The 25,776-nt window shown below is 68.6% G+C and carries 20 protein-coding genes; 7 read left to right on the top strand and 13 right to left on the bottom strand.

Annotated elements, in window-relative coordinates; all coding sequences use genetic code 11:
- Positions 1-26: 26 nt before the first annotated feature.
- The 9 genes from CSC76_RS11070 to CSC76_RS11110 form a co-directional block, all read right to left on the bottom strand.
- On the bottom strand, positions 27-1,850 hold the full coding sequence (locus tag CSC76_RS11070; RefSeq protein WP_162110070.1) for a carboxypeptidase regulatory-like domain-containing protein: 1,824 nt from the start codon (positions 1,848-1,850) through the stop codon (positions 27-29).
- Positions 1,847-4,015 (bottom strand): DUF4175 domain-containing protein, encoded by a 2,169-nt coding sequence (locus CSC76_RS11075; RefSeq protein WP_162110071.1) that lies wholly within the window; start codon positions 4,013-4,015, stop codon positions 1,847-1,849. Before CSC76_RS11075 ends, CSC76_RS11070 begins: the two co-directional genes overlap by 4 nt.
- Complete coding sequence (locus tag CSC76_RS11080) at positions 4,012-5,166, bottom strand: BatA domain-containing protein (protein ID WP_162110072.1); 1,155 nt, start codon at positions 5,164-5,166, stop codon at positions 4,012-4,014. The genes CSC76_RS11075 and CSC76_RS11080 overlap by 4 nt, the downstream gene beginning before the upstream one ends.
- The gene (locus CSC76_RS11085) at positions 5,163-6,053 is read right to left on the bottom strand and encodes a DUF58 domain-containing protein (protein WP_162110073.1); all 891 of its coding nucleotides are present in this window, start codon (positions 6,051-6,053) and stop codon (positions 5,163-5,165) included. The genes CSC76_RS11080 and CSC76_RS11085 overlap by 4 nt, the downstream gene beginning before the upstream one ends.
- 8 nt (positions 6,054-6,061) lie before the next feature.
- Entirely contained in the window at positions 6,062-7,054 is a 993-nt protein-coding gene (locus tag CSC76_RS11090; RefSeq protein WP_162110074.1) for an AAA family ATPase, read from the bottom strand.
- Positions 7,055-7,239: 185 nt separating this feature from the next.
- A complete protein-coding gene (locus CSC76_RS11095; RefSeq protein ID WP_162110075.1) occupies positions 7,240-7,908 on the bottom strand; it encodes a DUF4159 domain-containing protein in 669 nt (222 codons plus the stop codon).
- A gap of 212 nt (positions 7,909-8,120) precedes the next feature.
- Positions 8,121-9,455 carry a TldD/PmbA family protein gene (locus CSC76_RS11100; protein ID WP_162110076.1) on the bottom strand — a complete coding sequence of 445 codons (1,335 nt, stop codon included), beginning with the start codon at positions 9,453-9,455 and terminating at the stop codon, positions 8,121-8,123.
- A 23-nt stretch (positions 9,456-9,478) separates the two neighbouring features.
- Positions 9,479-11,113, bottom strand: a complete 1,635-nt coding sequence (locus tag CSC76_RS11105; RefSeq protein WP_162110077.1) for a TldD/PmbA family protein — start codon at positions 11,111-11,113, stop codon at positions 9,479-9,481.
- 234 nt (positions 11,114-11,347) lie between these two features.
- Positions 11,348-12,976, bottom strand: a complete 1,629-nt coding sequence (locus tag CSC76_RS11110; protein ID WP_162110078.1) for a TldD/PmbA family protein — start codon at positions 12,974-12,976, stop codon at positions 11,348-11,350.
- A 123-nt stretch (positions 12,977-13,099) separates the two neighbouring features.
- Between CSC76_RS11110 and CSC76_RS11115 the strand changes: the two genes are divergently transcribed.
- Together CSC76_RS11115 and CSC76_RS11120 are read left to right on the top strand one after the other, a co-directional pair.
- Positions 13,100-13,933 carry an NYN domain-containing protein gene (locus CSC76_RS11115; protein WP_162110079.1) on the top strand — a complete coding sequence of 278 codons (834 nt, stop codon included), beginning with the start codon at positions 13,100-13,102 and terminating at the stop codon, positions 13,931-13,933.
- A gap of 72 nt (positions 13,934-14,005) precedes the next feature.
- Positions 14,006-14,635 (top strand): DUF938 domain-containing protein, encoded by a 630-nt coding sequence (locus tag CSC76_RS11120; protein WP_162110080.1) that lies wholly within the window; start codon positions 14,006-14,008, stop codon positions 14,633-14,635.
- A gap of 56 nt (positions 14,636-14,691) precedes the next feature.
- On the opposite strand, the gene CSC76_RS11125 is transcribed toward CSC76_RS11120, so the two are convergent.
- Positions 14,692-18,399, bottom strand: coding sequence for an indolepyruvate ferredoxin oxidoreductase family protein (locus tag CSC76_RS11125; RefSeq protein WP_162110081.1), 3,708 nt, complete (start codon positions 18,397-18,399; stop codon positions 14,692-14,694).
- Positions 18,400-18,556: 157 nt separating this feature from the next.
- Here CSC76_RS11125 and CSC76_RS11130 point away from each other — a divergent pair, with 157 nt between their 5' ends.
- The 5 genes from CSC76_RS11130 to CSC76_RS11150 all read left to right on the top strand — a co-directional run bounded on the left by CSC76_RS11130 (position 18,557) and on the right by CSC76_RS11150 (position 22,339).
- Positions 18,557-19,189: a tetratricopeptide repeat protein gene (locus tag CSC76_RS11130; protein ID WP_379605875.1), complete on the top strand. Its 633-nt coding sequence runs from the start codon at positions 18,557-18,559 to the stop codon at positions 19,187-19,189.
- 52 nt (positions 19,190-19,241) lie between these two features.
- Positions 19,242-20,972, top strand: a complete 1,731-nt coding sequence (gene ggt / locus CSC76_RS11135; protein WP_162110082.1) for a gamma-glutamyltransferase — start codon at positions 19,242-19,244, stop codon at positions 20,970-20,972.
- 121 nt (positions 20,973-21,093) lie between these two features.
- The gene (locus tag CSC76_RS11140; RefSeq protein WP_162110083.1) at positions 21,094-21,510 is read left to right on the top strand and encodes a hypothetical protein; all 417 of its coding nucleotides are present in this window, start codon (positions 21,094-21,096) and stop codon (positions 21,508-21,510) included.
- A 48-nt stretch (positions 21,511-21,558) separates the two neighbouring features.
- Positions 21,559-21,789 carry a DUF1653 domain-containing protein gene (locus tag CSC76_RS11145; protein ID WP_162110084.1) on the top strand — a complete coding sequence of 77 codons (231 nt, stop codon included), beginning with the start codon at positions 21,559-21,561 and terminating at the stop codon, positions 21,787-21,789.
- Between the two features lie 7 nt (positions 21,790-21,796).
- Complete coding sequence (locus CSC76_RS11150) at positions 21,797-22,339, top strand: DUF1697 domain-containing protein (protein ID WP_162110085.1); 543 nt, start codon at positions 21,797-21,799, stop codon at positions 22,337-22,339.
- A 141-nt stretch (positions 22,340-22,480) separates the two neighbouring features.
- Here the strand turns inward: CSC76_RS11150 and CSC76_RS11155 are convergent, their stop codons facing one another.
- The 3 genes from CSC76_RS11155 to pgl form a co-directional block, all read right to left on the bottom strand.
- Positions 22,481-24,202 (bottom strand): ExeM/NucH family extracellular endonuclease, encoded by a 1,722-nt coding sequence (locus tag CSC76_RS11155; RefSeq protein WP_162110086.1) that lies wholly within the window; start codon positions 24,200-24,202, stop codon positions 22,481-22,483.
- Between the two features lie 178 nt (positions 24,203-24,380).
- The gene (locus CSC76_RS11160) at positions 24,381-24,899 is read right to left on the bottom strand and encodes a c-type cytochrome (RefSeq protein ID WP_162110087.1); all 519 of its coding nucleotides are present in this window, start codon (positions 24,897-24,899) and stop codon (positions 24,381-24,383) included.
- A 165-nt stretch (positions 24,900-25,064) separates the two neighbouring features.
- Positions 25,065-25,757: a 6-phosphogluconolactonase gene (gene pgl, locus CSC76_RS11165; RefSeq protein WP_162110089.1), complete on the bottom strand. Its 693-nt coding sequence runs from the start codon at positions 25,755-25,757 to the stop codon at positions 25,065-25,067.
- Between the last annotated feature and the right edge of the window lie 19 nt (positions 25,758-25,776).

Here is a 25,776-nt window from a genome sequence, read left to right on the forward strand (position 1 = left end):
ATTGCGCACGGCGCATTCGGGAGTCGTTAACCGGGTGCGGATCGCTTGCGCTCCAGCCACCACAGCAGCGCACTCGCGGTGAGCCAGGCCAGGAACCAGGGCCAGGCGGGTCCGCGTGCACCTTCCGGGACGGCCAGCGTCGCAGCGGCCTCCGCCCTGGCGGCACGCTGCAGGGTCTGCGAACGGACGGCGGCGCGATGCAGTGAAGGCGCATCGTCGCGGGCGCGGACGAAGAACGGGGTCGCAGTGTCCCCGACCTTCAGCTGATGCCAGCCTGCATCCCGTGGCCAGAAACCCGCGCAGCGCGCGCTGCCGGTCGCGGGATCGCGCAGCATCCGTGTCGTAGTGCCGTCGGGCGCGACGATCCGGGCCTCGTCGGCGATGCCGCACAGCGCTGCGCGTTCGCCTGCGCGCGCCTCGTCCGGGATCGCGGCGATGGCCGGCGCGCCTGCGCGCGCCAGCGTGGCGAACGCCTGCGACCACAGCGCGGCGTGCACGTCGGCATGGCCCGCCAGCACCGGGGTGTAGGTATCGCCCGGCGTCCACACGCCGACCCGGCCGCGCCCCATCACATGCCACCAGGCGAGCGGTGCGCCGGTGGCGTCGCGGAGCAGCGCCACATCGTCGCCCACCGGCATCCGGGCCGTGCGGCGCGTGAGCACGGGCAGGCCCGCCGGTACCGCATCGGCATCCACCGGCAGGTCGGCCGTGCCGGCGCCGCGCCGCGCACGCCAGGCATCGTCGTCCGGCGCCGGACGCGCAAGGCGGAATTCCATCTCCTCGCTGCCCACGGAAAGGATACGCAGCAGGCGCTCCACGGGTGCGGGGATCGGTCCGTCGGCGCGCACCAGCACGCCAAGCCCGTCGCGCACCGCCGCGCCGAGCGCCGCACGTTGCGCTTCGCCGAGTCCCGCGGCACTGCGCGCATCCAGCACCAGCAGGTCGAAGCGGCGCAGCGTCTCGGCGTTCATCGGCAGTGGCGCATCGCCGAGCTGGATGCCGCCACCCAGGCTGACCTGCAGGTGGGGCGGAATGCCCACGTCCGTCGCCCAGCGGCGGAGGTACTTACCCTCGGCATTGGGCGCACCGGCGAGCACCCACACGCGTGGCGGCGGCGAGGGCTGCGTCCAGACCGGGAGCGACGCGGCATCGACCACGCTGCCGCGCCCTTCCTGCACCTCCACCCGGAACAGAGCCGGGCCAGGCAGGCGGGCGACACCGGTCAGGCGGAAACGGCCCTGCGCATCCACGGGGCCTGCATCGATGCGCTGGCCCGCGGGGTCGAACAGCGCCACCGTCGCCTTCGGCACGTCGTTCACGCGACCGCTGGCGATGAAGGTGTCGCCCGGTGCCACGACACCCACCGGCGCGAGTTCGACGACGCCGCGCGGCAAGGCGGCAGGCGAGAACACGATGCGCCGGTCGCCGAGCGCATCGCGGTCGCGGGCTTCCAGTCCATCGCCGACGACCTGCAGCGTGCCTGCGTCGGGGTGCCGGCGCAGCGCGGTGCCCAGGTCCGGCACGCGCTCGCTGCCGTCGGTGGCCGTGGCCTCCGGCAGGGCGACGCGGGGCTGGCCCTGCAGCGCCGCGGGCAGAGCAACCTGTCCGGCGTTCGCGGTCATCACCATCAGCGGGCCGGGGGTCGATGCCTGCCGCGGCGGCAGCAGGGTGAAGTAGAGCAGCAGCGCGCAGACCGGCTGCAGCGCGCACAGCAGCAGGAAGCGGGTGCGGGCGCCGCGCACGTCCGTTGAAGCACCACGACGCCGCGCGATCAGGCGCGCCCACGCGAGCAGCACGCCGAGCGCGAGCAGGCCGGCCAGTAGCCAGGGCGGGAGCACGGGCAGGGTCATCGTGCGGGCTCCTGCTGCAGGGCATCGAGGTAGCGGCGGCCGACGTCGTCCGGCGCGGCCCGACGTTGCACCTGTGCAGGCGGTTGCGGCGACGCCGACCACAGCAACGCCCGCAGGCGTGCACGGCAGGGCGCGCAGGCCGGATCGCCGCGCACTTCATCGATGGCCGCGAACAGGTCCAGCGCATCGGGCACGCGCGCCTCGTTCGCGCGCAACCAGGTGTGCAGCGCGTCCAGGTCCGCGCCATCCGCCGGCGCGCGATCGTTGGCCAGGGCGCGCCATGCGCGGGCGGGCGCCGCATCGACGTCGTCGGGCATCGGGACGAGCGGACCGAGCGCGCGGGAGGCGATGCCCTTGCGATCGCCGCCCATCCGGCGCGTCTCGTCGATCGGCGGCAGTTCCGGTCCTACGCGCGCCAGGTAGATGCGCGTGGCCTGTTGCACCTGCTTGATGTACTCCAGCGCCTTGTGCGCGAACGGCAGTGCGCGGTCCGGCTGCCCCTGGCGCAGGTGAAGTTCCGACTGCCACATCTGGTCCAGCGCCTTCTTCAGCGTGGCGCGCGTGTCGGGGTCGAGCAGCGTCGCGGCTTCGGCGGGATCGTGCGTGTGCCCGTAGGCTTCCAGCACGTCGGCTTCGCGGCCGAAGCTCGCGCCGGTCGCCGACGTCGCATGATCGTGATCGTCCTGCACGGCGGTCGGGGCTTCGGCGTGATCGTGTCCGTCGTCGTCCGCGTGATCGTCGGCGGCGTCGCTGGTCGGCGGCGGTTGCGATTCGCCTTCGGCTTCCTCGCCGAGGAACTGGCCGTAGCGCAGGCGCAGGATGCGCTGGTCCACGCCGATCGCGTCCGAGCGCGTGACGAAGGTGTCCGTCGCCAGGCTGCGCTTCTGCTTCTGCAGGGCTTCGGCGTCGATGATGATCTGGCGCTGGCTGCGGAAGTAGGCCGGCATCACCTTCTTCACCAGTCCTTCCAGGCCCGTACTTTCCTGGCCCAGGTCTGCCGGCCAGCGCAGGATCAGGCCGGGGCTCTGAGCGGTCTGCGACGTCGGCGCACGCGTGTCGCGCACGGTGAGCTGCGCGATCAGGTCGTCGCCGACGGCCATGCCGAGCGCCGCGAGGTCGAGCGATGCGGTGAAGCGGCGTGAGGTCGCCGGACCGGTGCCGTGCAGCGTCATCGCCTGTTCCTTGAACGCGATGTTCTCGCCGCTGCCCTGCGCGCGGGTCAGCTTCAATGTGCCGGTCGCGGCCACGCCGTAGTCGTCGCGCGCTTCGAAGGCGAGCGTCCAGCGCGTCTGTCCGACCACCACCAGGCTGAGGCCGCGGTCGGGCGCCAGCACCTTCACCTGCGGCGCGCGATCGGGAATGGCATCCAGCCGCCGGAGTTTCGACGGCGGTTGCGCCTCCGTGCCGGCGGCCACCACACGGTACAGCGTGGATTTCGCGAGGGTGTGCGTCGCCCGCCAGGTGTCGCCGTTGCGCCGCAGCGCGATGCGCTGGCCGGCGTGGAAGCCGAGATCGGCGCGGGTGGGTTGCGGTTCGAAGCGCAACGTCCAGGCGAGGCGCGAGCCGACGGGGGCTTTCGCATCGAGCGTGGCTTCGTCGCGCGCCGGCTGGCCCGGGTAGGACGGCGGCGCGACGTGCAAGCGTTGGCCGACCAGGCGCGGGACGCCGGGAATGACCGGGGTTTCTTCGTCCGCAGGCGCGCGCGTGCTGGCCATCGGTGCGCGCGCCGGCCACCACGCCGCCACGGCGATCACCACGCCGGCCACCAGCCACATCGCCGCGATGCGCGGCCACGGCCACGGCGTGCGCAGGTCCGGTGCCGGCTGGCTGCGCAGCCGTTCGCGGACACGCGCCTGCTGCAGCTGTTGCAGTGGCGTCAGCGAGGCGGGCGGCGCCAGCAGAAGATCGCTGCTGTCGTCGAGGTCCTTGCGGCGTGCATCCAGCTGGCGCACCAGCCAGGCGGTGTCGAACGCGCGTGTCCGCCGCCAGGCCAGCGCGGCGAGTACCGCGATCCCGGCCAGCGCGACGGACACGGCTACTGCGGGCGATGCGAAGCGCCACACCACACCGGCGAACGCGACGGGCATCGGCGCTCCCAACACCAGCTGGCCGAGCGCCGCATGGCGACGGACCTGGGCGAGGCGGTCAAAGGCCGACAACGTCATGGCGCCACGCTCCGCGTGCGTCGCGTGGCCATCCAGCGTTCCACCAGCACCAACGCCGCGATCAGCAGCGCGAGCCAGGGTTGCAGGGCGCGTGGCGCGACGGGATAGGTCGCGCCACCGCGCGTCGGCGCGTAATCCCTCGCCAGCACGCGCGTGGGCGCGTCGGCGGGACCGTCGAACAGGGCGCGCAACCGGGGCGGGAAAGCGGCGTCGAGCAGCGCCGGCATCGCGTCGGGCCGCAGCGGTCGGGTGAAGCGCATCCCCCGGCCCTGTCCGAGCGGGGCGCCTTCGACCAGGGGCGCACCGTCGGCATCGCGCCACGGCATCGACGACAGGGCAATGCCGTCCACCGTCGCTTCATGGGCCAGCAATGCGACACCGCCGGCCGAGATCCATTGCATGACCGACGCGGGCACCGGTCCCGGTGCCAGCCACACCAGCGACTGCGACGGCGGAGGCATTGGCGCGTCGGCGGTCCCGATCTGCACGGCTGGCGCGCCATTTGGCTGCCACGCCCGTGCGGCGGCATGCAGGTAGCGCAGCGCATGTTCGTCGCCCGCCGGGTGGCGAATCGCCAGTGAAGGCGTCGGCGATTCTTTTGCCGACGATGCCGGTATCGAGCCCTCGACAACCTGCCAGGTCACCGCACGTGACAGCGCGGGCCGTTCGGCATCCGCGCCTTGCAACGTTGCAGGCACGATCACGGTCAACGCGACGCCGGGAGGTAGTTCTGCATCGAGCTGCCGCAGCAAGGAGCCAATGGCGGGCGTGCCGGCGGGCGCCGGCTCATCCAGCGACGGGAAGTCCGGCGCCAGCCAATGCAGGCGTGGGCGCGCATCGGAACGCGCACGTGCGAGGCCTGCATCCACGCCGGGCACGGCGACCGTCCATGGTCGCGTGTCGTCCAGGCCCGACAGCACCGGCCGGGCCAGCCACAGCGAGAGCAATGCGAGCAACAGCAGGCGCAGCAACAGCAGCGGCCATTCGTCGAAGCGGATACGGTGACGCGGTTTAGGCTTCTGCCGCAGCCAGCGCAGCGCGGCGAAATCGGTCGGCGTCTGCTCGTGCCGGCGCGCGAGATGCAGCAGCAAGGGCACCACCAGCGCGGCAAGCGCAGCCAGGCCTGCCGGTAGCAGGAACGCCAGGCTCATGCGTACTCCGCCGCATCGCGCGCACCGAACAATCGGCGTAGCGGCAGGTCCAGCGGTTGGTCGGTGTAGTGACGCGCGTGGCGGATGCCGGCCGCGTCCAGGCGCGCATCGAGCACACTCTGCGCATCCGCGAAGCGGCGCAGATAGTCGGCGCGCAGCGCGGCGGCATCGCCCAGCAGTTCCTCGCCGGTTTCCGGGTCGCGGAAGCGGTGGCCGCCGGTGAACGGGAAGTCGCGTTCGTCCGCGGTCAGCAGCTGGATCGCCAGCACCTCGCGGCGCGCAGCGGCCAGGCGTTCCGCCAAGGCGGGCATCGCATCATCGAACCAGTCGCTCAACATCAGCACCAGGTCGCCGGCACCGATGCGTTCGAACACGGGGCCCAACCGTTCCTGTGCGGGGAACGCCCCGTCGGCACGCAGGCCGTGCAGCGCGAGCAGCAGCTGGTCGCGCTGGCGCACTCCGTTGCCAGGCGCCACGAGCCGCACGCCATCGCCGTGCAGCACGAGCAGGCCGAAGCGGTCGCCCTGGCGCAGGGCCAGTTCGGCGATGCAGGCCGCGAGGCTGCGCGCGGCGTCGAAACGCGTACCGCGCGCGCCATCGCGTTGCGCCATCGAGGCGGTCGCGTCCAGCACGATCCATACCGTCAGCGGACTTTCGCGCTCGGCTTCGCGCACGAAGAAGCGGTCCGAGCGCGCGTACAGTTTCCAGTCGATCTGGCGCAGCTCGTCGCCGGGCTCGTAGGCGCGGTACTGCGCGAACTCCAGGCCGGCGCCGCGACTGCGGCTGTGGTGCACGCCGATTCCCTGCGCGCCGATCGCACCGCGCGCGGTCAGCCGCAGGTCCTTCAACCGGCTGCGGACATCGGCGGGGATCAGGTCGTGCGCCACGGCGTCGCTCAGGCGGAGAGCGGCGTGCCGCGCAGCAGCGCGGCGATCACATCGTCCGCGCTGACCTGCTCGGCCTCGGCGGCGAACGACAGCAGCAGGCGGTGGCGCATCACAGGCTTCGCCAGCGCGACGATGTCCTCGCGCGTCGCCGCCAGGCGCCCGTGCAGCAGCGCGCGAGCCTTCGCGGCGAGCACCAGCGACTGGCCGGCGCGCGGACCGGCACCCCAGCGCACGTACTTGCGGACTTCATCGGGCACGCCGTCGCCAGGCCGGCTGGCGCGGACCAGCTTCGTGATCCAGCGCAACAGGTCCTCGCTGACATGCACGTCGCGCACATGCTTCTGCAGCGCGAGGACGGCCTCGCCTTCCATCACGCGCGGTACCGTGCCGCCGGCGCGGCCGGTGGTCTGCGCGAGAATGTCGTGTTCTTCCTGCTCGGTGGGGTAGTCCACGCGGATGTGCAGCAGGAAGCGGTCCAGCTGCGCTTCCGGCAACGGATAGGTGCCGGCCTGCTCCAGCGGGTTCTGCGTGGCCAGCACGAAGAACGGCGAGGGCAGCGCATGGGTAGTGCCGGCGTAGCTGACGGTGCGTTCCTGCATCGCCTCAAGCAACGCGGCCTGCGTCTTGGGCGGCGTACGGTTGAGTTCGTCGGCGAGCAGCAGATTGGTGAAGATCGGGCCGGGCTGGAAACGGAAATGGCGATGGCCCGTGCCGTGGTCTTCCTCCAGCAGCTCGGTGCCGAGGATGTCGCTGGGCATCAGGTCCGGCGTGAACTGCACGCGGCGGAACTGCAGATGCAGTGCTTCGCCCAGCGAGCGCACCAGCAGCGTCTTGCCCAGGCCGGGCACGCCTTCGAGCAGGCAGTGGCCGCCGGCCAACAGGCCGATCAGCAGCTGCTCGACGACATCCTGCTGGCCCACAATGGCCTGGCCGATGGCGGCGCGGAGTTCGCCGAGCTTGGCGAGTTGTTGCTGGAGGTCGGATTCGGTGATCTGCTTCATGGCGTTTCCAGGGTGATGTCAATGCAGCGAATTGCGACAGCAAGTGCCGTCATCCCAGCGCAAGCTGGGATCCAATTTGATGGCGCTCTTGCGTTTCTGGTGCCTGGGCGAGCGCGGCGCAAAGGTCACGATGGATCCCAGCTTGCGCTGGGATGACGGCGGAGAGGGCATGGGTGCAGCCATCTTCATGTCGTCAACGCATAGATCACGAGGTTGACCGCGAACTTGGTGTTGTCCTCGGCCAGGAAGCGCTTGTTGCGCCAGTCGTAGTCCCACTCGCAGCCGTAGTCCTTGTTGCTGTAGAGCACGCCGAGGCGGCCGTTGATCTCGATGCCCTGCAGGTACTCGTGTACCAGGTCGTCGCCCCAGCCGTTGAGCTCGAAGCTGGTGGCCGGCGGGCTGTCGAACTTGAAGAACGAGGAATAGATCGCGTGCGTGTTCGGCAGTTTCTTCATCGCCTTCGCGCCGAAGATCGACGCCATCTGCGCCTCGAACGACTTGGCGAACAGCCCGTCGATGTCGTGATTGCAGTCGTCGACGAACACGAAGCCGCCGTTGCGCACATAGCGCTCGAAGTGGCGGCGCTCCATCGGGTTGAACTCCACCAGCTTGTGCCCGGCCAGGTAGCAGAACGGGGCAGCGAGCATGCGGGGGTCTGACAGCGCCAGCACGTGTTCCTTCGGATCCACCCGCAGGGTGGTGTAGTCGATCAGCGACGTGATCAGGTTGGACGGCATGCGCGCATCCACGTCCCAGTCGCCGGAGTCGTATTTCAGCCGGGTGAAATGGAAATCATAGGTGCCGGCCGCGCGTGCCTGCCTGGGCAATGCGGCCGTCACAATGCCGCCGAGCATCAGACGGAGGAATTGTGCTCGCGTTAGCCGGGAGTGGAGCAAAGCCGAGGTCTCTGAAAGCCCCTCTCCCGACAGCGACCGCAGAAAGCCCCGTGGGAGAGAGGGGTTGGGGAGAGGGGCGATGGCGTCCCGATGGTTCAAGCATCATGGACTGCGTTCGCCCCTCATCCGCCCTTCGGTCACCTTCTCCCGGGGGGAGAAGGAGAACAGCGTTACACCGCGTCCGACAGCGAGGTGAAGGTGAAGTCGCGCAGCTTCATCGGCGGGATCATCATCACGAAGCTGGACTCGTCGCCGGCCACGCGCACCGGCTTGCCCAGTTCCTCGATGTTGTTGAGCATGATCACCGGCGACTCGTTGAAGCGGAAGTTCTTCACCGGGTGCTTGATCTGCCCGTTCTCGATGTAGAACGTGCCGTCGCGGGTCAGGCCGGTCAGCAGCACCGTCTGCGGATCGACCATGCGGATGTACCACGTGCGGGTGACCAGGATGCCCTTCTGCGTCCCGGCGACCAGTTCCGCCGTGGACTTGGTGCCGCCCGCCATCAGCAGGTTGCCCGGCGAACCGATCGCGCGCTTGCCCTGCTTCTGCGCCCAGAAGCGCGAATACTCCAGGTTGACCACCTTGCCGTTCTCGACGATGGCCATCTTCTCGCGCGGCAGGCCCTCGCCGTCCCACGGCATCACTTCCGCGCCTGGATGCCACGGGTCGGCGCTGATGTTCACGCGCGGGTCGTAGACCTGTTCGCCCAGCTTGTTACCGCCGCCCTTCTTGGACAGGAAGCTGCGGCCTTCGTCTGCCTGGCGTGCGTCGAAGAAGTTCATCATGAAGGAGATCAGGCCCGCGGCCGCGGCCGGTTCCAGGATCACCGTGTACTTGCCCGGTTCCAGCGCCTTGGCCTCGGCCGATTCGCTGGCCTTGCGCATGGCGATGCGGATGTCGCTGTCGGCCTTGAACGCGCTGGCGTCCTTCAGGTTGCGACCGACCCAGCCGGAACCGCGGCCGTCTTCCGTGCGCACGGTGCAGGTGTAGTTGAACGCGGTCGCGCGCTGGTAGCCGAAGTTGCCCTTGCTGTTGGCGAAGGCGACGAAGCTCTGGCCATCCTCCAGGAAGCCGGCGGCGATCAGCTTCTCCGCCTTGCAGGGGCCGATGGAATCGGCGGCGACCTGGGCGCGGAACTCGGGCGTGATGGCGGCGGTGGACTCGCTGAAGGGGGCGCTGGGCCTGTAGGTCTGCTTCTCGACGGCCGGCATGAACTCGGGGTTCTCCGGCGCCAGCCGGGCGAGGTCTTCGGCGCGGCGGACCACGCGCTCCAGCGCGGCGTCGTCGAACTCGTTGATCGTCGCGATGCCCACGCGCTTGCCGAACGCCACCTGCACGCCCAGGTCGGTGTTGCTGACGATGCCGCTGGTGGAGACGTTGTTCAGGGCGAAACGGATGTTGCCGTCGACCGAGCCGGTGAGGGACGCGGTGCATTCGTCGGCGGTGGACAGCGAGATGACCTTGTCCAGGATGGCCTTGGCCTGCGCTTCGGTGAGGATGCTCATGTTCTAGGATCTCCTTGCGCCGGTCAGCCGAGCGAGCGGGCGGTGTTGATGACGTTGATGCCGTTGAAGCGCGCGGTGGACGACCCGTGCGACACCGCGGACACCTGGCCGGGCTGGCCCTTGCCGTCGAAGAACGAACCGCCCAGGCGGTAGTCGCTTTCGTCGCAGACGGCGGTGCAGGCGTTCCAGAATTCCGGCGTGCGGATCTGGTAGGCCACGTCCTCGATCTGCTGGGTGATCTTGCCGTTCTTGATCTCGTAGAAGAGCTGGCCGCCGAACTGCGCGTTGTAGCGCTGCTGGTCGATCGAGAACGAGCCATCGCCGATGATGTAGATGCCGTTCTCGACGTTCTTCACCATGTCGGCGACGGACAGCTTGGTCTTGCCGGCCGCCAGCGACACGTTGGCCATGCGCTGGAACTGCACGCTGCTCCACGAGTCGGCGTAGCAGCAGCCATCGGATTCGGTCTTGCCCAGGATGTGGGCCTGGTCGCGGATGGTCTGATAGTCGACCAGCTTGCCGGCACTCACCAGGTCCCAGCGCTTGGTCTTCACGCCTTCGTCGTCGTAGCCGACCGCGCCCAGGCTTCCGGGCTGGGTCTTGTCGGCGAACAGGTTGACCAGTTCGCTGCCGTACTGGAAGCGCTGCTCGCGCTTGTCCAGGGTGGCGAAGCTGGTGCCGGCGTAGTTGGCTTCGTAGCCGAGCACGCGGTCCAGTTCGAGCGGGTGGCCGACCGATTCGTGGATGGTCAGCCAGGTGTGCGAGGGGTCCAGCACCAGGTCGTACTTGCCCGGCTTCACCGACGGCGCGGTGAGCTTCGCGCGCGCCTGCTTGGCGGCGGCGATCGCGTCTTCCTCCATGTCGTAGGACAGACCATAGTTGATCACGCCGTTGGGCGAGGTGAACTTCTGGCCGGCGTCGCCATCCAGGTATTCGTAACCCAGGCCCATCGGGGCCGACAGGCCGTCGCGGGTGCGGAACTTGCCGCTGGCCTTGTCGATGGCGGTGACCGTCATCGGCACCCAGATGCGGTGCACGTCCTGGTCGATGTAGGAGCCGTCGGTGCTGGCGAAATACTTCTGCTCGTTGACCAGGAACATCATCGAGTTGACGAAGTCGGCGCCGGCGTTGATCGCGGCCGCGTTCACGCCCAGCAGCAGGTCGACCTTTTCCTTGATCGGCACGTCCATGGCGTTCTTCTTGATCGGCGTCTTCCACGACACCTCGCCGAAGCCCGGCGCCTTGGCCAGCTGCACCGGCGCGGTCTGGGTCTTGCTGTTGGCCTTGGCGATCGCGGCGGCCTGGCGGGCGGCGCTGGCCACGCCTTCGGCGGTGAGCGTGTTGGTGGCGGCGAAGCCCCAGGCGCCGTTGGCGATCACGCGGATGCCGGCACCGGTGGACTCGGTGTTCACCACGTTCTGCACCTTGTCCTCGCGGGTGATCACGAACTGGCGCAGGTAGCGGCCGATGCGCACGTCGCAGTAGGTCGCGCCGGCCTGCCTGGCCGCGGCCAGGGCGGCATCGGCGAGGCGCTTCTTGAAGGCGACGTCGAGGGTGGACTGGAGCTGCTCGGCGGCGATCGCCTTGCCGAGGAAGGACGGCACCATCAGGCCGCCCAGGCTGAGGCCGGTCATGGCCAGGAAGTCACGACGTTGCAAGGCAGTTCTCCACCAGTTGGGCCTGCAGAGCAGGCGGGGCTGCGACGATAGTGCGTCGGCCCGCGCAGTCCCCGCGCAGGTCGTTCCTGATTCTTGCCCCGGGGCCGAGACAGCGTCAAATGACTTTAGGCATACATGGCCCCACATCGCCTGTAGGAGCGCCCTCGGGCGCGATGCTTTTCATGTGGCGGAACGAAGAGCATCGCGCCCGAGGGCGCTCCTACGGCCGGGTGGTCATCCGAGGCTGCGCGCGGTGTTGATGATGTTGATGCCGTTGAAGCGCGTGGTGGCCGAGCCGTGCGACACCGCCGATACCTGGCTGGGCTGGCCTTTGCCGTCGAAGAACGAACCGCCGAGGCGGAAGTCGCGTGCATCGCAGATCGCGGTGCACGCATTCCAGAATTCGGGCGTGCGGATCTGGTAGGCGGCGTCCTCGACCTGGCGGGTGACCTGGCCGTTCTTGATCTCGAAGTACAGCTGCCCGCCGAACTGCGCGTTGTAGCGCTGCTGGTCGATGGAGTACGAGCCGCGACCGTGGATGTAGAGGCCGTTCTCGACGTCCTTCACCATCTCCGCCACCGTGAGCGGCGCCTTGCCCGGCGCCAGCGAGACATTGGCCATGCGCTGGAACTGCACGCTGCTCCACGAATCGGCATAGCTGCAGCCGTGCGAGGCGTCCTCGCCGAGGATGTGCACCTCGTAGCGGGTCGCCTGGTAGTTCACCAGCACGCCGTCCTTCACAAGATCCCAGCGCCGCGTCTTCACGCCTTCGTCGTCGAAACCCACGGCGCCGAGGCTGCGCGGCTCGGTCTTGTCGGCGGTGAAGTTGACGATCGGACTGCCCCACTGGAACTTCTGTTCGCGCTTGTCCAGCGTGGCGAAGCTGGTGCCGGCGTAGTTGGCCTCGTAGCCCAGCACGCGGTCCAATTCCAGCGGATGGCCGACGTTTTCGTGGATGGTGAGGAACAGGTTGGACGGGTCCAGCACCAGGTCGTACTTGCCCGGCTTCACCGACGGCGCGGCCAGCTTCGCGCGCGCCTGTTTCGCCGCCGCCACGATGTCCTCGCGCAGGTCATATGACGCGCCATAAGCCACCACGCCACCCGGCAGCGCGAACTTGTCGGCAGCGTTGGCATCCAGATACTCGTAGCCCATGCCCATCGGCGCGGACAGACCGTCGCGGGTCTTGAACCGGCCGGTGGCCTTGTCCACCACGGTCACCGTGAAGGGCACCCAGATGCGGTGCACATCCTGGTCGATGTACGACCCGTCGGTGCTGGCGAAATACTTCTGCTCGTTGATCACGAACATGCGCGACGCCGCGAAGCTGGCGCCAGCGGCGAGCGCGGTGGCATTCGCGTCCAGCAGCAGATCCCCCTTCTCCTTCACCGGCACCGCCATCGCGTTCTTCACGATCGGCGTGCGCCAGCTCACCTCGCCGACACCCTTCAACGGCGCCAGCTGCACTGGCTTGCCCTGGATGCGTGCATTGGCGCGCGCGATCGCCACGGCCTGGCGCGCGGCGGCGGCGACGCCATCGGGTGTCGGGTCGTTCGTCGCCGCGAAGCCCCATGCGCCCTGCGCGATCACGCGTACTCCGACCCCGGAGGATTCGGGGTTCACCACGTTCTGCACCTTGTCCTCGCGGGTGATCAGCGACTGCCGCAGGTAGCGGCCGATGCGCACGTCGCAGTACGTGGCGCCCGCGGCGGTCGCCGCTGTCAGCGCGGTGTCGGCCAGGCGCTTCTTCTTCGCCACGTCGCCCGGCTCCAGCAGGGCCTCGGCAGCGATCACGCGCGTGCCGGGCAGGGCCCGGCCCGCAAAGGCCAGGCCGCCGAGGGTCAGGAAGTCGCGTCGCTGCATGCGCGTGTCCGGGCAGAGGAAGCCCCGGACTGTCGTCGGCGTGCCGTACAGCGTCAAGTGACGCCGGTCATGGGCGGGTGACGTGGTGCACAATGCGCGCATCCCGCACAGGAACGCGCCCGCATGAAGTCCCGTCCCTCCGTACGCCCCGAGAGCGAAGACGAGCAGCCGCGGCTCGCCGTGCTGATCGATGCCGACAACGCCCAGCCCGCGGTGATCGAGGGCCTGCTGGCCGAGGTGGCCAAGTACGGCGTGGCCAGCGTGAAGCGCATCTACGGCGACTTCACCAGTACGCGCATGACCCAGTGGAAGCAGGCGCTGCTGAAGCACTCGATCAACCCGGTACAGCAGTTCGCCTACACCAGCGGCAAGAACGCGACAGACAGCTCGCTGATCATCGATGCGATGGACCTGATGTATACCGGCCGCTTCGACGGGGTCTGCCTGGTGTCGAGCGACAGCGATTTCACCCGCCTGGCCCAGCGCCTGCGCGAGGAAGGGCTGACCGTGTACGGTTTCGGCGAGCGCAAGACGCCCGATGCCTTCGTGCAGGCCTGCGACAAGTTCATCTACGTGGAGGTGCTGCGCAGCGAAGCGGCGGCACCGGCCACCCCGACCTCGCCGCCGAAGCCTGTAAAGAAGGCGGCCAGGCCGGCGGCGAAAAAGCCCGCCGGGCAGGCCGAGCCGACCGCCGCACCCGCGGCCGAATCCGGCAGGCACGAATCGCTGCCGCTGAAGCTGATCCGCCAGGCCATCGAGGAAGCCAGCGACGACCAGGGGTGGGCCTTCCTCGGCAGCGTCGGCAGCTACCTCAGCAAGGTGCGGCCGGACTTCGATACCCGCCTTTACGGGCACAAGAAGCTCAGCGACCTGATGAAGGCGCACCCGCGCCATTTCACCGTCGAGGAGCGGGCAGGCGAGGGCGGTGCGAAACGGTTCTATGTGCGGGCCGCGTAGCGTGCGCTCCGTGCACGGCGTCATGGTCGTTCGGGCACTACGAGGTCGTGCGCGTGGCGCACGCTACGCCTCGTGACCAAACCCTTCGCGCCATCGTGCGAGCGCAACCAGGGGCCGATCCTGGAAGTGCTGCAACGCCACCTGGGCGCCACGCGCCGCGTGCTGGAGATCGGCAGCGGCACCGGCCAGCACGCGGTGCATTTCGCCGCCGCGATGCCGTGGCTGACATGGCAATGCAGCGACCGTGCGGACAACCTGCCGGGCATTGCGGCGTGGCGGGACGAGGCAGCGCTGGCGAACACGCCGCCCGCGATCGAACTCGATGTCGAGGGGCCGTGGCCCGAGAACGGGTTCGACGCGGTCTTCACCGCCAACAGCCTGCACATCATGGGGTGGCCGCAGGTGGAGGCGTTCTTTGCCGGTGTCGGCAAAGTGCTGCAAGAAGACGGCCTGCTGATCGTCTACGGCCCCTTCAACTATGGCGGCGAGTTCACCAGCGGCAGCAACCGTGTGTTCGATCAGTGGCTGAAGGACCGCGATCCCGCCTCGGGCATCCGCGACTTCGAGGCCGTCGATGCGTTGGCGCGCGGCGTCGGCCTGTGTCTGGTCGAAGACAACGCCATGCCGGCCAACAACCGCTGCCTGGTGTGGCGCCTTAGCGCGCGCCATGCGCACGACAAGGCATTGCCGCAAGCATCGTGAGGTCGTGCGCGTAGCGCACGCTAAGAAGAACCCCGCCGGAGCGGGGTTCCATTTTTTTACGCCGCCTGCACGATGTGCAGCGCCCTCGGGTTGCGCCACAGGCCCAGCAGCTCGGCCTCGCGCGCCTTGGCGGCATGCAGGTGCTTTTCCTTGACGTGTCCGTAGCCGCGGATGTGCTCCGGAATGCTGGCGATCTCCACCGCCAGCCCCAGCTTGTCCCCATCCAGTGCGCCCAGCAGTTCGCCCACGGTCTTCTCGTAGTCGGCGATCAGCTGGCGCTCGCCCTTGCGCTCGTCGGTGTAGCCGAACACGTCGAAGGTACCGCCACGCAGGAAGCGCAGCTTCGCCAGCAGGCCGAAGGCCTTGAACACCCACGGGCCGTATTGCTTCTTCATCAGGCGGCCGTGCGCATCCTTCTTGGCGAACAGCGGCGGCGCGAGGTGGAAGTGGACTTCGTAGTCGCCTTCGAACTGCTGCTCCAGCCGGCGCTTGAACTCGCCGCTGGTATACAGGCGCGCGACTTCGTATTCGTCCTTGTAGGCCATCAGCTTGAAGAAGTAGCGGGCCACCGCCTCGGTCAGCGCCGTCGAACCCGGCGCGCGGGTGTTCTCGGCGTTGCGCACCTTGGCCACCAGGTCGGTGTAGCGCGCGGCGTAGGCGGCATCCTGGTATTCGGTGAGGAAGTCCTTGCGGCGCGCGATCAGTTCGTCCAGCGAGCGCGATAGGCGCAGATCGTCCAGTGGCAGGAACGCGACGTCGCCGCCGTGCGCGCCGTCCTCGGGCAGGCCGCGGAGTTCGCTCTCGTTGCCCGGATTGCGCGGCGCGGCGTTCGCGCCCCACTCGGTGCTTTCCCATTCGCCCGGCGGCAGCACCTGCAGGGCGCGCGGGGTGCGCTCGCTCTCGGTCTGCGCATTGCGGATCAGCCCGGCGGCCTCCTGCACGGCCTGCGGATTGACCACCGCCAGCCGACCCCAGGCGAACGCGGTCTTGTTCATCTCGATGGCGGCGCCGTTGAGCTCGACGGCGCGCATGATCGCCTCGTAGGAGATCGGCACCAGCCCCTGCTGCCAGGCGTAGCCCAGCATGAACAGGTTGCTGGCGATCGCATCGCCCATCAGCGCGGTGGCCACTTGGGTGGCATCGACCAGCATCGGCTCGCGGCCGCCGAGGGCGACCTTCACGCCGGCGATGATGTCGGTGGCCGGGAACTGCATGTCCGGATGCGTGGTGAACGTGCCGGGCATCGCCTCGTAGGTGTTCAGCACGACCTGCGAGCGCTCGCCACGCACCTTCGACAGCACCCAGTAGTCGTTGACCACCACCATGTCGCAGCCCAGCACCAGGTCGGCTTCGCCGGCGGCGATACGCACGGCATGGATGTCCTCCGGCGTGCGCGCGATGCGGATGTGCGTGGTCACCGCGCCGCCCTTCTGCGCCAGGCCGGTCTGGTCGAGGACGCTGGCGCCCTTGCCTTCCAGGTGGCCGGCCATGCCGAGCAGCGCGCCGATGGTCACCACGCCTGTGCCGCCGACGCCGGTGATCAGGATGTTCCACGGCTGGGACAGGTCCGACTTGAACGCCGGCGCCGGCAGCGAGGCCAGCAGGTCCGCCGCACTGGCTTTCTTGCCCTTGCGCGGATTGCCGCCGTGCACGGTGACGAAGCTGGGGCAGAAGCCGTCGACGCAGCGGAAGTCCTTGTTGCAGTTCGACTGGTCGATCTCGCGCTTGCGGCCGAATTCGGTCTCCTTCGGCAGCACCGACACGCAGAAGCTCTTCACGCCGCAGTCGCCGCAGCCTTCGCAGACCAGCGTGTTGACCATCGTGCGCTTGGCCGGGTCCGGGAGCTTGCCGCGCTTGCGGCGGCGGCGCTTCTCGGTGGCGCAGACCTGGTCGTAGATCAGGATGGAGACGCCCTTCACCTCGCGCAGGCGGCGCTGCACGTCGTCCAGGTCCTTGCGGTCGAAGAACTCCACGCCCGAGGGGAAGATCTCGCGCTTGCTCCACTTGCCCACTTCGTCGCTGACCACGACGATGGTGTCCACGCCCTCGGCGCGCATCATGTGGGCGATCTGCGGCACCGACAGCGTGCCGTCCACCGGTTGGCCGCCGGTCATCGCCACCGCGTCGTTGTAGAGGATCTTGTAGGTGATGTTCACCCCGGTGGCCACCGACTGGCGCACCGCCAGCGAGCCGGAGTGGAAGAACGTACCGTCGCCCAGGTTCTGGAAGACGTGCTCGGTCTCGGTGAAGGGGGCCTGTCCGGACCACGTCACGCCTTCGCCGCCCATGTGGGTGAAGGTGTCGGTGTTGCGGTCCATCCACGTGACCATGTAGTGGCAGCCGATGCCGCCGAGCGCGCGCGAGCCTTCCGGCACCACCGTCGAGGTGTTGTGCGGGCAGCCGCTGCAGTAGTGCGGCACGCGCGGAAAGTTCGCGCGCGGCAGCGCCATCTCGGCTTCCTTCTCTTCCATCCAGCGCAGGCGCTGCTCGATGGACTCCGTCGTGAAGAAGCGCTGGATGCGCTTGCCGATCACGCCGGCGATGGTGGCCGGGGTCAGCTCGCCGGTGGACGGCAGGATCCACTCGCCGCCTTCGTCGTACTTGCCGACGATGGACGGACGCGTGCCCGCGTTGGCCGGCCAGTTGTAGAAATACTCCTTCATCTGCCGCTCGATGAAGGCGCGCTTCTCCTCCACCACGACGATGTCTTCCAGGCCCTTCGCGAACGCGGTGATGCCCACCGGTTCCAGCGGCCAGGTCATGCCGACCTTGTAGACGCGGATGCCGATGTCGGCGCAGGCCTGCTCGTCCAGGCCCAGGTATTCCAGCGCCTGCAGCACGTCCAGATAACTCTTGCCGGTGGTGACGATGCCCAGCCGCGCGCGCGGCGAATCCAGCACGATCCGGTCCACCCTGTTCGCACGCGCGAACGCCTGCGCTGCGGCCACCGCGTACTTGTGCAGGCGCATCTCCTGGTCCAGCGGCGGGTTCGGCCAACGGATGTTGAGGCCGCCGGCCGGCATGGCGAAGTCCTCCGGCAGCACGATCTCGCGCGCGAACGGGTCCACCTGCACCGATGCCGACGACTCCACCGTCTCGGCGATCGTCTTGAAGCCGATCCAGCGGCCCGTGTACCGGCTCATCGCCCAGCCCACCAGGCCCAGGTCCAGGATGTCCTGCACGCCGGCCGGGTTGAGGATCGGCATCATCGCGCTGACGAATTCGTCCTCCGAGCCGTGCGGCAGGGTGGAGCTGCGGCAGTTGTGATCGTCCGCCGCCAGCGCCAGCACGCCGCCGAACTTCGACGTGCCTGCCGCGTTGCCGTGCTTGAACACGTCGCCGCAGCGGTCCACGCCCGGACCCTTGCCGTACCACATGGAATACACGCCATCGACCTTGGCGCCGGGGAACAGGTTGGTCTGCTGCGTGCCCCACACCATCGTGGCGCCCAGGTCCTCGTTCAGGCCGGGGGTGAACTTCACACCCGCCGCCTCCAGATGCTTGCGCGCGCGCCACAGCTCCAGGTCGAAGCCGCCCAGCGGCGAGCCGCGGTAGCCGCTGATGAACCCGGCCGTGTTCAGGCCCGCGGCCTGGTCGCGCAGGCGCTGCATCAGCGGCAGCCGGACCAGCGCCTGCACGCCGCTCAGGTAGATGCGGCCGTCGGTGCGGGTGTACTTGTGCTCCAGCGTGTAGTCGCTGTCGATCACCCCGAGCTGCGGCGTGTTGGCGGACGAGGGTGAGGTGAGTTCGGCGGTGCTGGTCATGGCGGGCCCGTGCAAGCGGCTGGCGAGGCCCGACAACCCCCGGGCGCGAAGGCGCGCATTGTAACAGCGCCCTTTTCTGTGACGCCGGTCACTTCGTCATTGTGCGTTGCAGCGGTTAGCATGGGGCCGGGGTACATCGGCTGTCTGGGGGACGTTCGTGAAATCCGGTAAGTACATGCTGCTGGCCGCCGTGCTGGCATCCGTGGTCTTTTCCGCGCACGCGCAGAGCGTGCCGAAGCCCAAGGAGTTCTATTTCGACGAGGACAAGACGACGGCGCGACCGATCGTCGTGGTCGAGGGTGAGGGAGAAGCCCAGGTGCAGGCACTCGTGCGCGAACGCGACCGCGGCCGCCGGCAGCTCGAGGCCACCGCGCAGCTGGCCCACATCGCTTTTAGCGACGGGCGTATGGACCTCGGCGGCCAGCTCTACCAGCAGGTCCTGGCGCAGACGGACGCCAAAGGCACGCTGGGGCGCGCCGTGCGGTGGAACTATGCGTGGGACCTTTTTCGCGCGGGCCAGGTCGAGCCCGCACTGACGCGCTGGGTCGAAGTCGCCAGCGCCTACGGATCACCCTCGTGGGCGCCGCCCACCTTGGCGCTAGCACTGTGGCGCCTGGACCGGAAGCAGGAAGCGGTCGCCTGGTTCGGCGCAGCCGTGCGCACGGAGCCCACCATCTGGATCGACGCGCGCAACTTCGCGTCGCAACTCCCCGACTGGAAGCAGGAAGATCGCGACACGCTGGCGGAAGTGCTGGGCGCCTGGCAGGCCAATCCGCCCACCTGGCCGTAGCGCGTAAGATCGACGGTCGAAGGCGCGCACCGCGCGCCATACTCGGCCTGCCATGCGAACCCTTGCTTCGCTGTGCCTGGCGACGGCGCTGACGGCCGTTGCCGGTACTCCCGCCTCTGCCGCCGACCGCATCGCCGGTCGCGCGTTCGCCACCCGCTCCGATGTCATCGCCCCGCACGCGATGGCGGCCACCTCGCATCCGCTGGCCACGCAGATCGCGCTGGACGTGATGAAGCAGGGCGGCAGCGCGATGGATGCAGCCATCGCCGCCAACGCGGCGCTCGGCCTGATGGAGCCCACCGGCAACGGCATCGGCGGCGACCTGTTCGCCATCGTGTGGGACCCGAAGACGAAGGAGCTGCACGGCTACAACGGCTCCGGCCGTTCGCCGAAATCGCTGACGCTGGATTACTTCAAGCAGCACGGCATCACCGACATTCCCGCGCACGGACCGCTGCCGGTCAGCGTGCCGGGGACGGTGGATGCGTGGTTCGCGCTGCACGGGCGCTTCGGCAGGCTGCCGGTGAAGGACCTGCTGGCGCCCGCCATCCGCTACGCGCGCGAAGGCCACCCGGTGCACCAGACGATCGCCTACTACTGGGAGCGCTCGGTGCCGCGGCTGTCGAAGTTCCCCGGCTTCACCGAGCAGTTCACCCTCGACGGGCGCGCGCCACGTACTGGCGAGATGTGGAGGAACCCCTATCTTGCCGACACGCTGCAGAAGATCGCCGACGGCGGCCGCGACGCGTTCTACAAGGGCGACGTCGCCCGCACCATCGACGCCTACTTCAAGGCCAACGGCGGCTTCCTGTCGTACGAAGACATGGCCGCGCATCACGGCGAGTGGGTCGAACCTGTCAGCACCAACTACCGCGGTTACGACGTCTGGGAGCTGCCGCCGAACGGGCAGGGCGTCGCGGCCCTGCAGATGCTCAACGTGCTGGAAGGCTACGATTTCTCGAAGATTCCGTTCGGCAGCCCCGAACACGTGCACCTGCTGGTGGAGGCCAAGAAGCTGGCCTTCGCCGACCGCGCGCGCTGGTACGCCGACCCCGCCTTCCAGCCCGCACCGGTCGCGCGCCTGATCTCCAAGCCGTATGCGCGCGAACGCGCCAGGCTGATCTCGCCCGCCAAGGTGCTGCGCGAAGTGCAGCCCGGCACGCCGAAGGAACTGGACGAAGGCGACACCATCTACCTGACCGTCGCCGACCAGGACGGCATGATGGTCTCGCTGATCCAGTCCAACTACCGCGGCATGGGTAGCGGCATGGCGCCGACGGGCCTGGGCTTCATCCTGCAGGACCGTGGCGAAATGTTCGTGCTGCAAGGGTGTGAAGGTGCCGCGCCACATCCCAACTGTTACGCGCCGGGCAAGCGCCCGTTCCACACCATCATCCCCGCCTTCATCACCAGGGATGGCAAGCCGTGGGTCAGCTTCGGGGTGATGGGCGGCGCCATGCAGCCGCAGGGCCACGTGCAGATCGTGATGAACCTGGTCGACTTCGGCATGACTTTGCAGGAAGCCGGTGACGCACCGCGCGTGCAACACGAAGGCTCGACCGAACCGGTAGGCAGCGCCACCGCAATGACCGACGGCGGCGTGGTGCAGCTGGAGTCCGGCCTCCCCTACGAAACCGTGCGGGCGCTGATGGACAAGGGCCACCACGTCGAGTGGGCGCTGGGCCCCTATGGCGGCTACCAGGCGATCAAGCGCGACCCGGAGACCGGCGTGTACTACGGCGCCAGCGAGAGCCGCAAGGATGGACAGGCGGCGGGGTATTGAGGGGCTCGAAGGCACTTCAAAAGTGGGGGATGAACTGAGTGAGCCCCAACGTCACTGCCGTGGAACGTCTGCGTGTTGGGGGTTATAGGCTCACCTCAACCTGTGGCAACTCATCTGACACATGGAACTGGAGACTTGGATGCGCGACGGAATGATCGTGGCACTACTGATGTGGATGGCCTCTCCTGCAATCGCTAACGAGGCGAAAGGAGAGCGCTGGCAAACATTGTGGGAGAAGCAAGCGGCACAGACCGCGACATGGGAGGGCTCCTCCTATGAACAGCGATTGATTGCCAGCCACAATGCGTTCTGGCCAAGCCTGTATACCAAGTGCTCTGGTGCAGCAATTGAGGGGGGCGTCAACGAGTTCAACGCGGTGGCGGTGATAGATGCGGAAGGTAAGGTCATCGAGTTCGTGATCTTCTCGAACAACGAGGCCTTGAACTGTTTCTCCAAGGAAATGGTCGGCAGAGAATACCCGGCTCCTCCTGTTGCGCCTTTCCATGAAGGATTCACCATCACCCTGACGAAGCAATGATGAAACAACGGGCTTCGCTTAACTCGCCCTGCGAATCCGGACATGCACATGGCCGCACTCCCCAATCTCCCCGGATTAACCCCCGGTCTCTACCGCCACTACAAGGGCAACAACTACGAAGTGATCGCGGTGGCGCGTCACAGCGAAACGCTGGAGCCGGTGGTGGTGTACCGCGCGCTGTACGGCGAAGGCGGGCTATGGGTGCGGCCGTACGGGATGTTCTGCGAAGAGGTGGTGGTAGACGGGCGCAGTGTGCGGCGCTTTGCACCGATCGGATGAGCCGCCCATGACCACCCACATCGCCCTGCTCCGTGGCATCAACGTCGGCAAGGCCAAGCGCATCGCCATGGCGGACTTGCGCGCGCTGCTGGAGGATCTCGGCTACACCGACGTCGTCACGCTGCTCAACAGCGGCAATGTGGTCTTCAAAGCGGGCAAGGGCGTGCCGAAGAAACTCGCTGCCGACATCTCGGCCGCCATCGCGACGCACCTTGGCATCGAGGTTCCCGTCATCATGGTGTCGACCAAGGAATTGGCGTTGATCGTCCGTGAGAACCCGTTCGTATCGGCCGACGATCCCTCGCGCCTGTTGGTCGCTTTCGTGCCGGAAGCCGCCACGCTGTTGGCCATGTCGGCGATCGAGCCGCATGTCGTCGCACCGGAGCAGTTCCATGTCGGCACACACGCCGCCTACCTGCATTGCGCCAGCGGCATTCTGGAAAGCAAGGCGGCCGAAGCGCTGCTGGGCAAGGCCGGCAAGGCCGCCACCACCCGCAACTGGGCCACCGTGCAGAAGCTGCGGGCTCTGGTGGAGAAGATCGACGGCTGATCCGTTGCGAGACCAATCGTCGAGGCGCGCGAAGCGCAACATCGTTCTTGTGGGAGCGATGTAAGTCGCGAAGAATGACCGTGCAGGCGTTATCGCGACTTATGTCGCTCCCACAGAGGAAGGACGCTCTCGCCGCACTGCTTACAGATCAAGCCCCAGCAACAGCGGATCGTGATCGGAGCTGCGGAACGGCACCGTGGGGTCGCCGTCGGCGTAGCCCTGCGCGTCCTGCTCGTCGGCGTTGATGTGCCACTCGGCGGCGCCGCGCAGCTGCTTGGCCAATGACGGGCTGAGCAGGGCGTGATCGAGGCGACCGGTGAGGCCGCTGTAGACGTAACTGTAGGGTTGTTCGATGCCGGCCTGCTTGAACGCGTCCACCCAGCCGGCCTCGTCGCGCAGCCAGCGTACCGGCGCTTCCATCGCGTAGGCGTTGAAGTCGCCGAGCATGACGATGCGGTCGCTGCGCGTGCGCATGGGGTCGGCTTTCAACCACGCATCCAGACGCTTGGCCGAATCCAGGCGCAGCGCGTTCCAGCAGCCGGCGCCGTCCTTCTGGTCGGCGTCCAGGCCGGTGGCTTCCGAGCAGCCTTTCGACTTCAGATGATTGGCGACCACGACGAAGGGTTTGCCGCTGTCGCGCACGAACGCCTGCGCCAGCGGGCTGCGGCTGCGTTCGCCGAACGGGCCTTCCACCAGCGTGGCGGACTTGCCGGTGGGCTTCACCCTGTCGCTGCGGTAGATGATGCCGACGCGGATGGTGTCCGGACCCGGGCCCTGCTTGGCGTCGATGAAGCGCCAGGAGCCGCCACCGGCATTCAGGGCAGCGACCAGCTGCGCCAGGCTGGAGTCGGCGCCGTAGCCATCGTTCTCCAGCTCCATCAGCGCGGCGATGTCGGGATCCAGGCCGCGGATGGTGGCCACCAGCTTCGCCATCTGTGCTTTCAGTTGCTCCGGCGTCTTGGCGCCGCGCTCGGTGGGAAAGCCGCCGCCGCGGCCGTCGCCGTTGAATAGGTTCTCCAGATTGAACGCGGCGATGCGCACATTGCCGGCGACCTGCGGCGCGGCCGGGCGCTCCGGTGCGGCGATCGTCGGCGCGGTGGTGAGCTGCAGGCGCCAACTGCCCAGGCGCTGTTCCACGATGCCCTGCACGCCGGTCAGCACGGTGCCGGTGCGCAGCGGCTGGCCGTCCTTCACGTACCACACGCCGGCGGGGTCGCGCTGGGCACTGCCGTCGTCCAGCAGCAGGGTGCGGCGCGCGTTGTCTGCCGCGAGGCGCTGGGCGTCGGCGCTGCCGGGTACGGCGAGTTCGCTGGGCTGCCAGAGGCGGCCGTCGAAGCTGGCGATCAGCTCGCCGAAGCGCTCGAGCGTGTGCGTCCCGCTGAGCGTGAGCGGGGCGTCGATGCGGACCAGCATGCCTTCCAGCGGTTCCCAGTGGGCGGGCAGTGCGGTCAGCACGGTGGGCGCGATATGGCCGGTGCCGCGCGGCTGGATCACCGGTGCGTGCAGCGCGGTCAGCGTGTCGTCGCCACCGGCCTTGCGCTCGCCGACGATGCCGCGCACGCGGACACGATCGCCTGAGGCCATGGCCGGTGCGGGAACGCCTTCCTCGAAGGCCACGAACAGGGCGTCGGAGGTCGTCGCCTGCCCGTCACCGGCGTCCTGCACGAAGAAGCCGCCCAGACCAGGAAAGGTCGCGGTGACGATGCCTTCGACCGTGACGGTCTGGCCATCGAGCGCACTGCGTGCGCCGTCGCCCTGTATCTGGCCGATGGGCGTGACGTGCTTCTGCGGTGTGGCTGCGCAGGCGGGCAGTGCCAGGGAGGCGAGCAGGGCGAGGATGGGCAGCGAGCGGGGAGGCGTCATCGAGGGGCGACCGTTGAAGCGAGGCGGCAAGGGTAAACGGAATGGGTGACGGGCAGAGGCGAGGCCTGCGCGGCTCCCTCGCGCCGTGTGCGGGGAGAAGGACATTCACGTCAACGTTGGGTGCCGCGCAAACGAAAACGCCGCCCCGGGGGCGGCGTCTCGTGAAAGGCGCGAAGCCTTACTTGCTGTTGGCCAGCATCCAGTCGACGGTGGCATGCACCTGCTCGTCGGTCAGGGCCGGATTGCCGCCCTTGGGGGGCATGATGCCGCCGTCCGGGCCGGTGAAGCCTTCGATGGCGTGCTTATACAGCGTGTCCACGCCCTTGGCGGCGCGCGCGCCCATGCCGGCGGCATTCAGCATGGGGGCCTTGCCCACACCGTTGGTGTGGCAGGCGCCGCACAGGTTCTTGTAGATCTCGCCGCCGTCCAGGGTGCCGCCGTAGGCGACCTGGGACGAAGCAGCGGCGGCGGCGGCGGCCGCGGCGGCGGCCTGCGCCGCCGCACCGGTTTCGCCGGCATAGACCGCGCCGGCGGGCGCGATGCGCGCCTCGGTGATCTGGGCGGCCTTGGGGTTCACTTCCGGCGGCAGGCTGTCGTGCAGGAAGTACGCGCCGACGATCAGGCCCGCGGTAACCAGCATCAGGAAGCCGATCACCATCGAGAAATGCTTGAGGAATTCGAGGTCGTAGTTACGCACTTTCCACCTTTGGCAGCACGGCCGCGGGGCCGCGCATGGCTACGAAACGGGGGCCGGCGGATGGCGCAGGGCGCGATCCTGGCGGGACCGGGCGCCGGAACGCCGCGGGCAAGGCGGCATTATAAGCAGTGAGGCCGTCTTTGCCTCAACACCGGCGCGTGGCGGTCACTGCGTCAGATAGACCTGCAGCGGGGCGCGAAGGGCCTGCAGCACGGCGCGGCCGGGATAGCCGGCGCCGCGTCCCTGGCCCGAAAGGGCCTGCTGCAGCACCTGCCGCTTCTCGCCGCCCTCGATGTGCAGGTACAGGCGGCCGGCATCCCGCAGCACGGGCAGGGTCAGGGTGATGCGCGGTTCGCCTGCGCCGGGGGCGCGCATCGGCAGGACGGTGGCGGTCGTGGCCGGGTCCATCGCGTCGGCGAGACGGTCGCCGCCGGGGAAGAACGAGGCGGTGTGGCCGTCCCCCCCCATGCCCAGCACGACCACGTCGAGCTTGGCCGGCAGGGCGGCTGCCACGTCGGCCAGCACCTCGTCCGGTGAAGCCGCCGGGCGGTACAGCGGCACGAACCGGGCGGCGGCCGCCGCATCCTGCAGCAGATACTCCTTCACCAGCCGGGCGTTGGAGCGCTCGTGGCGGTCATCCACCCAGCGTTCGTCGACCAGGGTGACGGTGACGTTCGCCCAGTCCAGCGGCTGTCGCGACAGTGCCTGCAGGAAGCGGCGCGGGGTGGTGCCGCCGGACAGGGCGATGCTGGCCTGGCCGCGAAGCGAGAGGGCGGTGCGCAGGTCGTCGGCCACGGCTTGGGCCAGCGCCTGGGCGACGGCGTCGCCGTCCGGGAACGGGTGCAGCTGGATCTGCAGCGAGAGATCGGTGGGGGGC

Origin of the sequence: Pseudoxanthomonas mexicana (assembly GCF_010093385.1) — a bacterium.
GTDB lineage: Bacteria > Pseudomonadota > Gammaproteobacteria > Xanthomonadales > Xanthomonadaceae > Pseudoxanthomonas_A > Pseudoxanthomonas_A mexicana.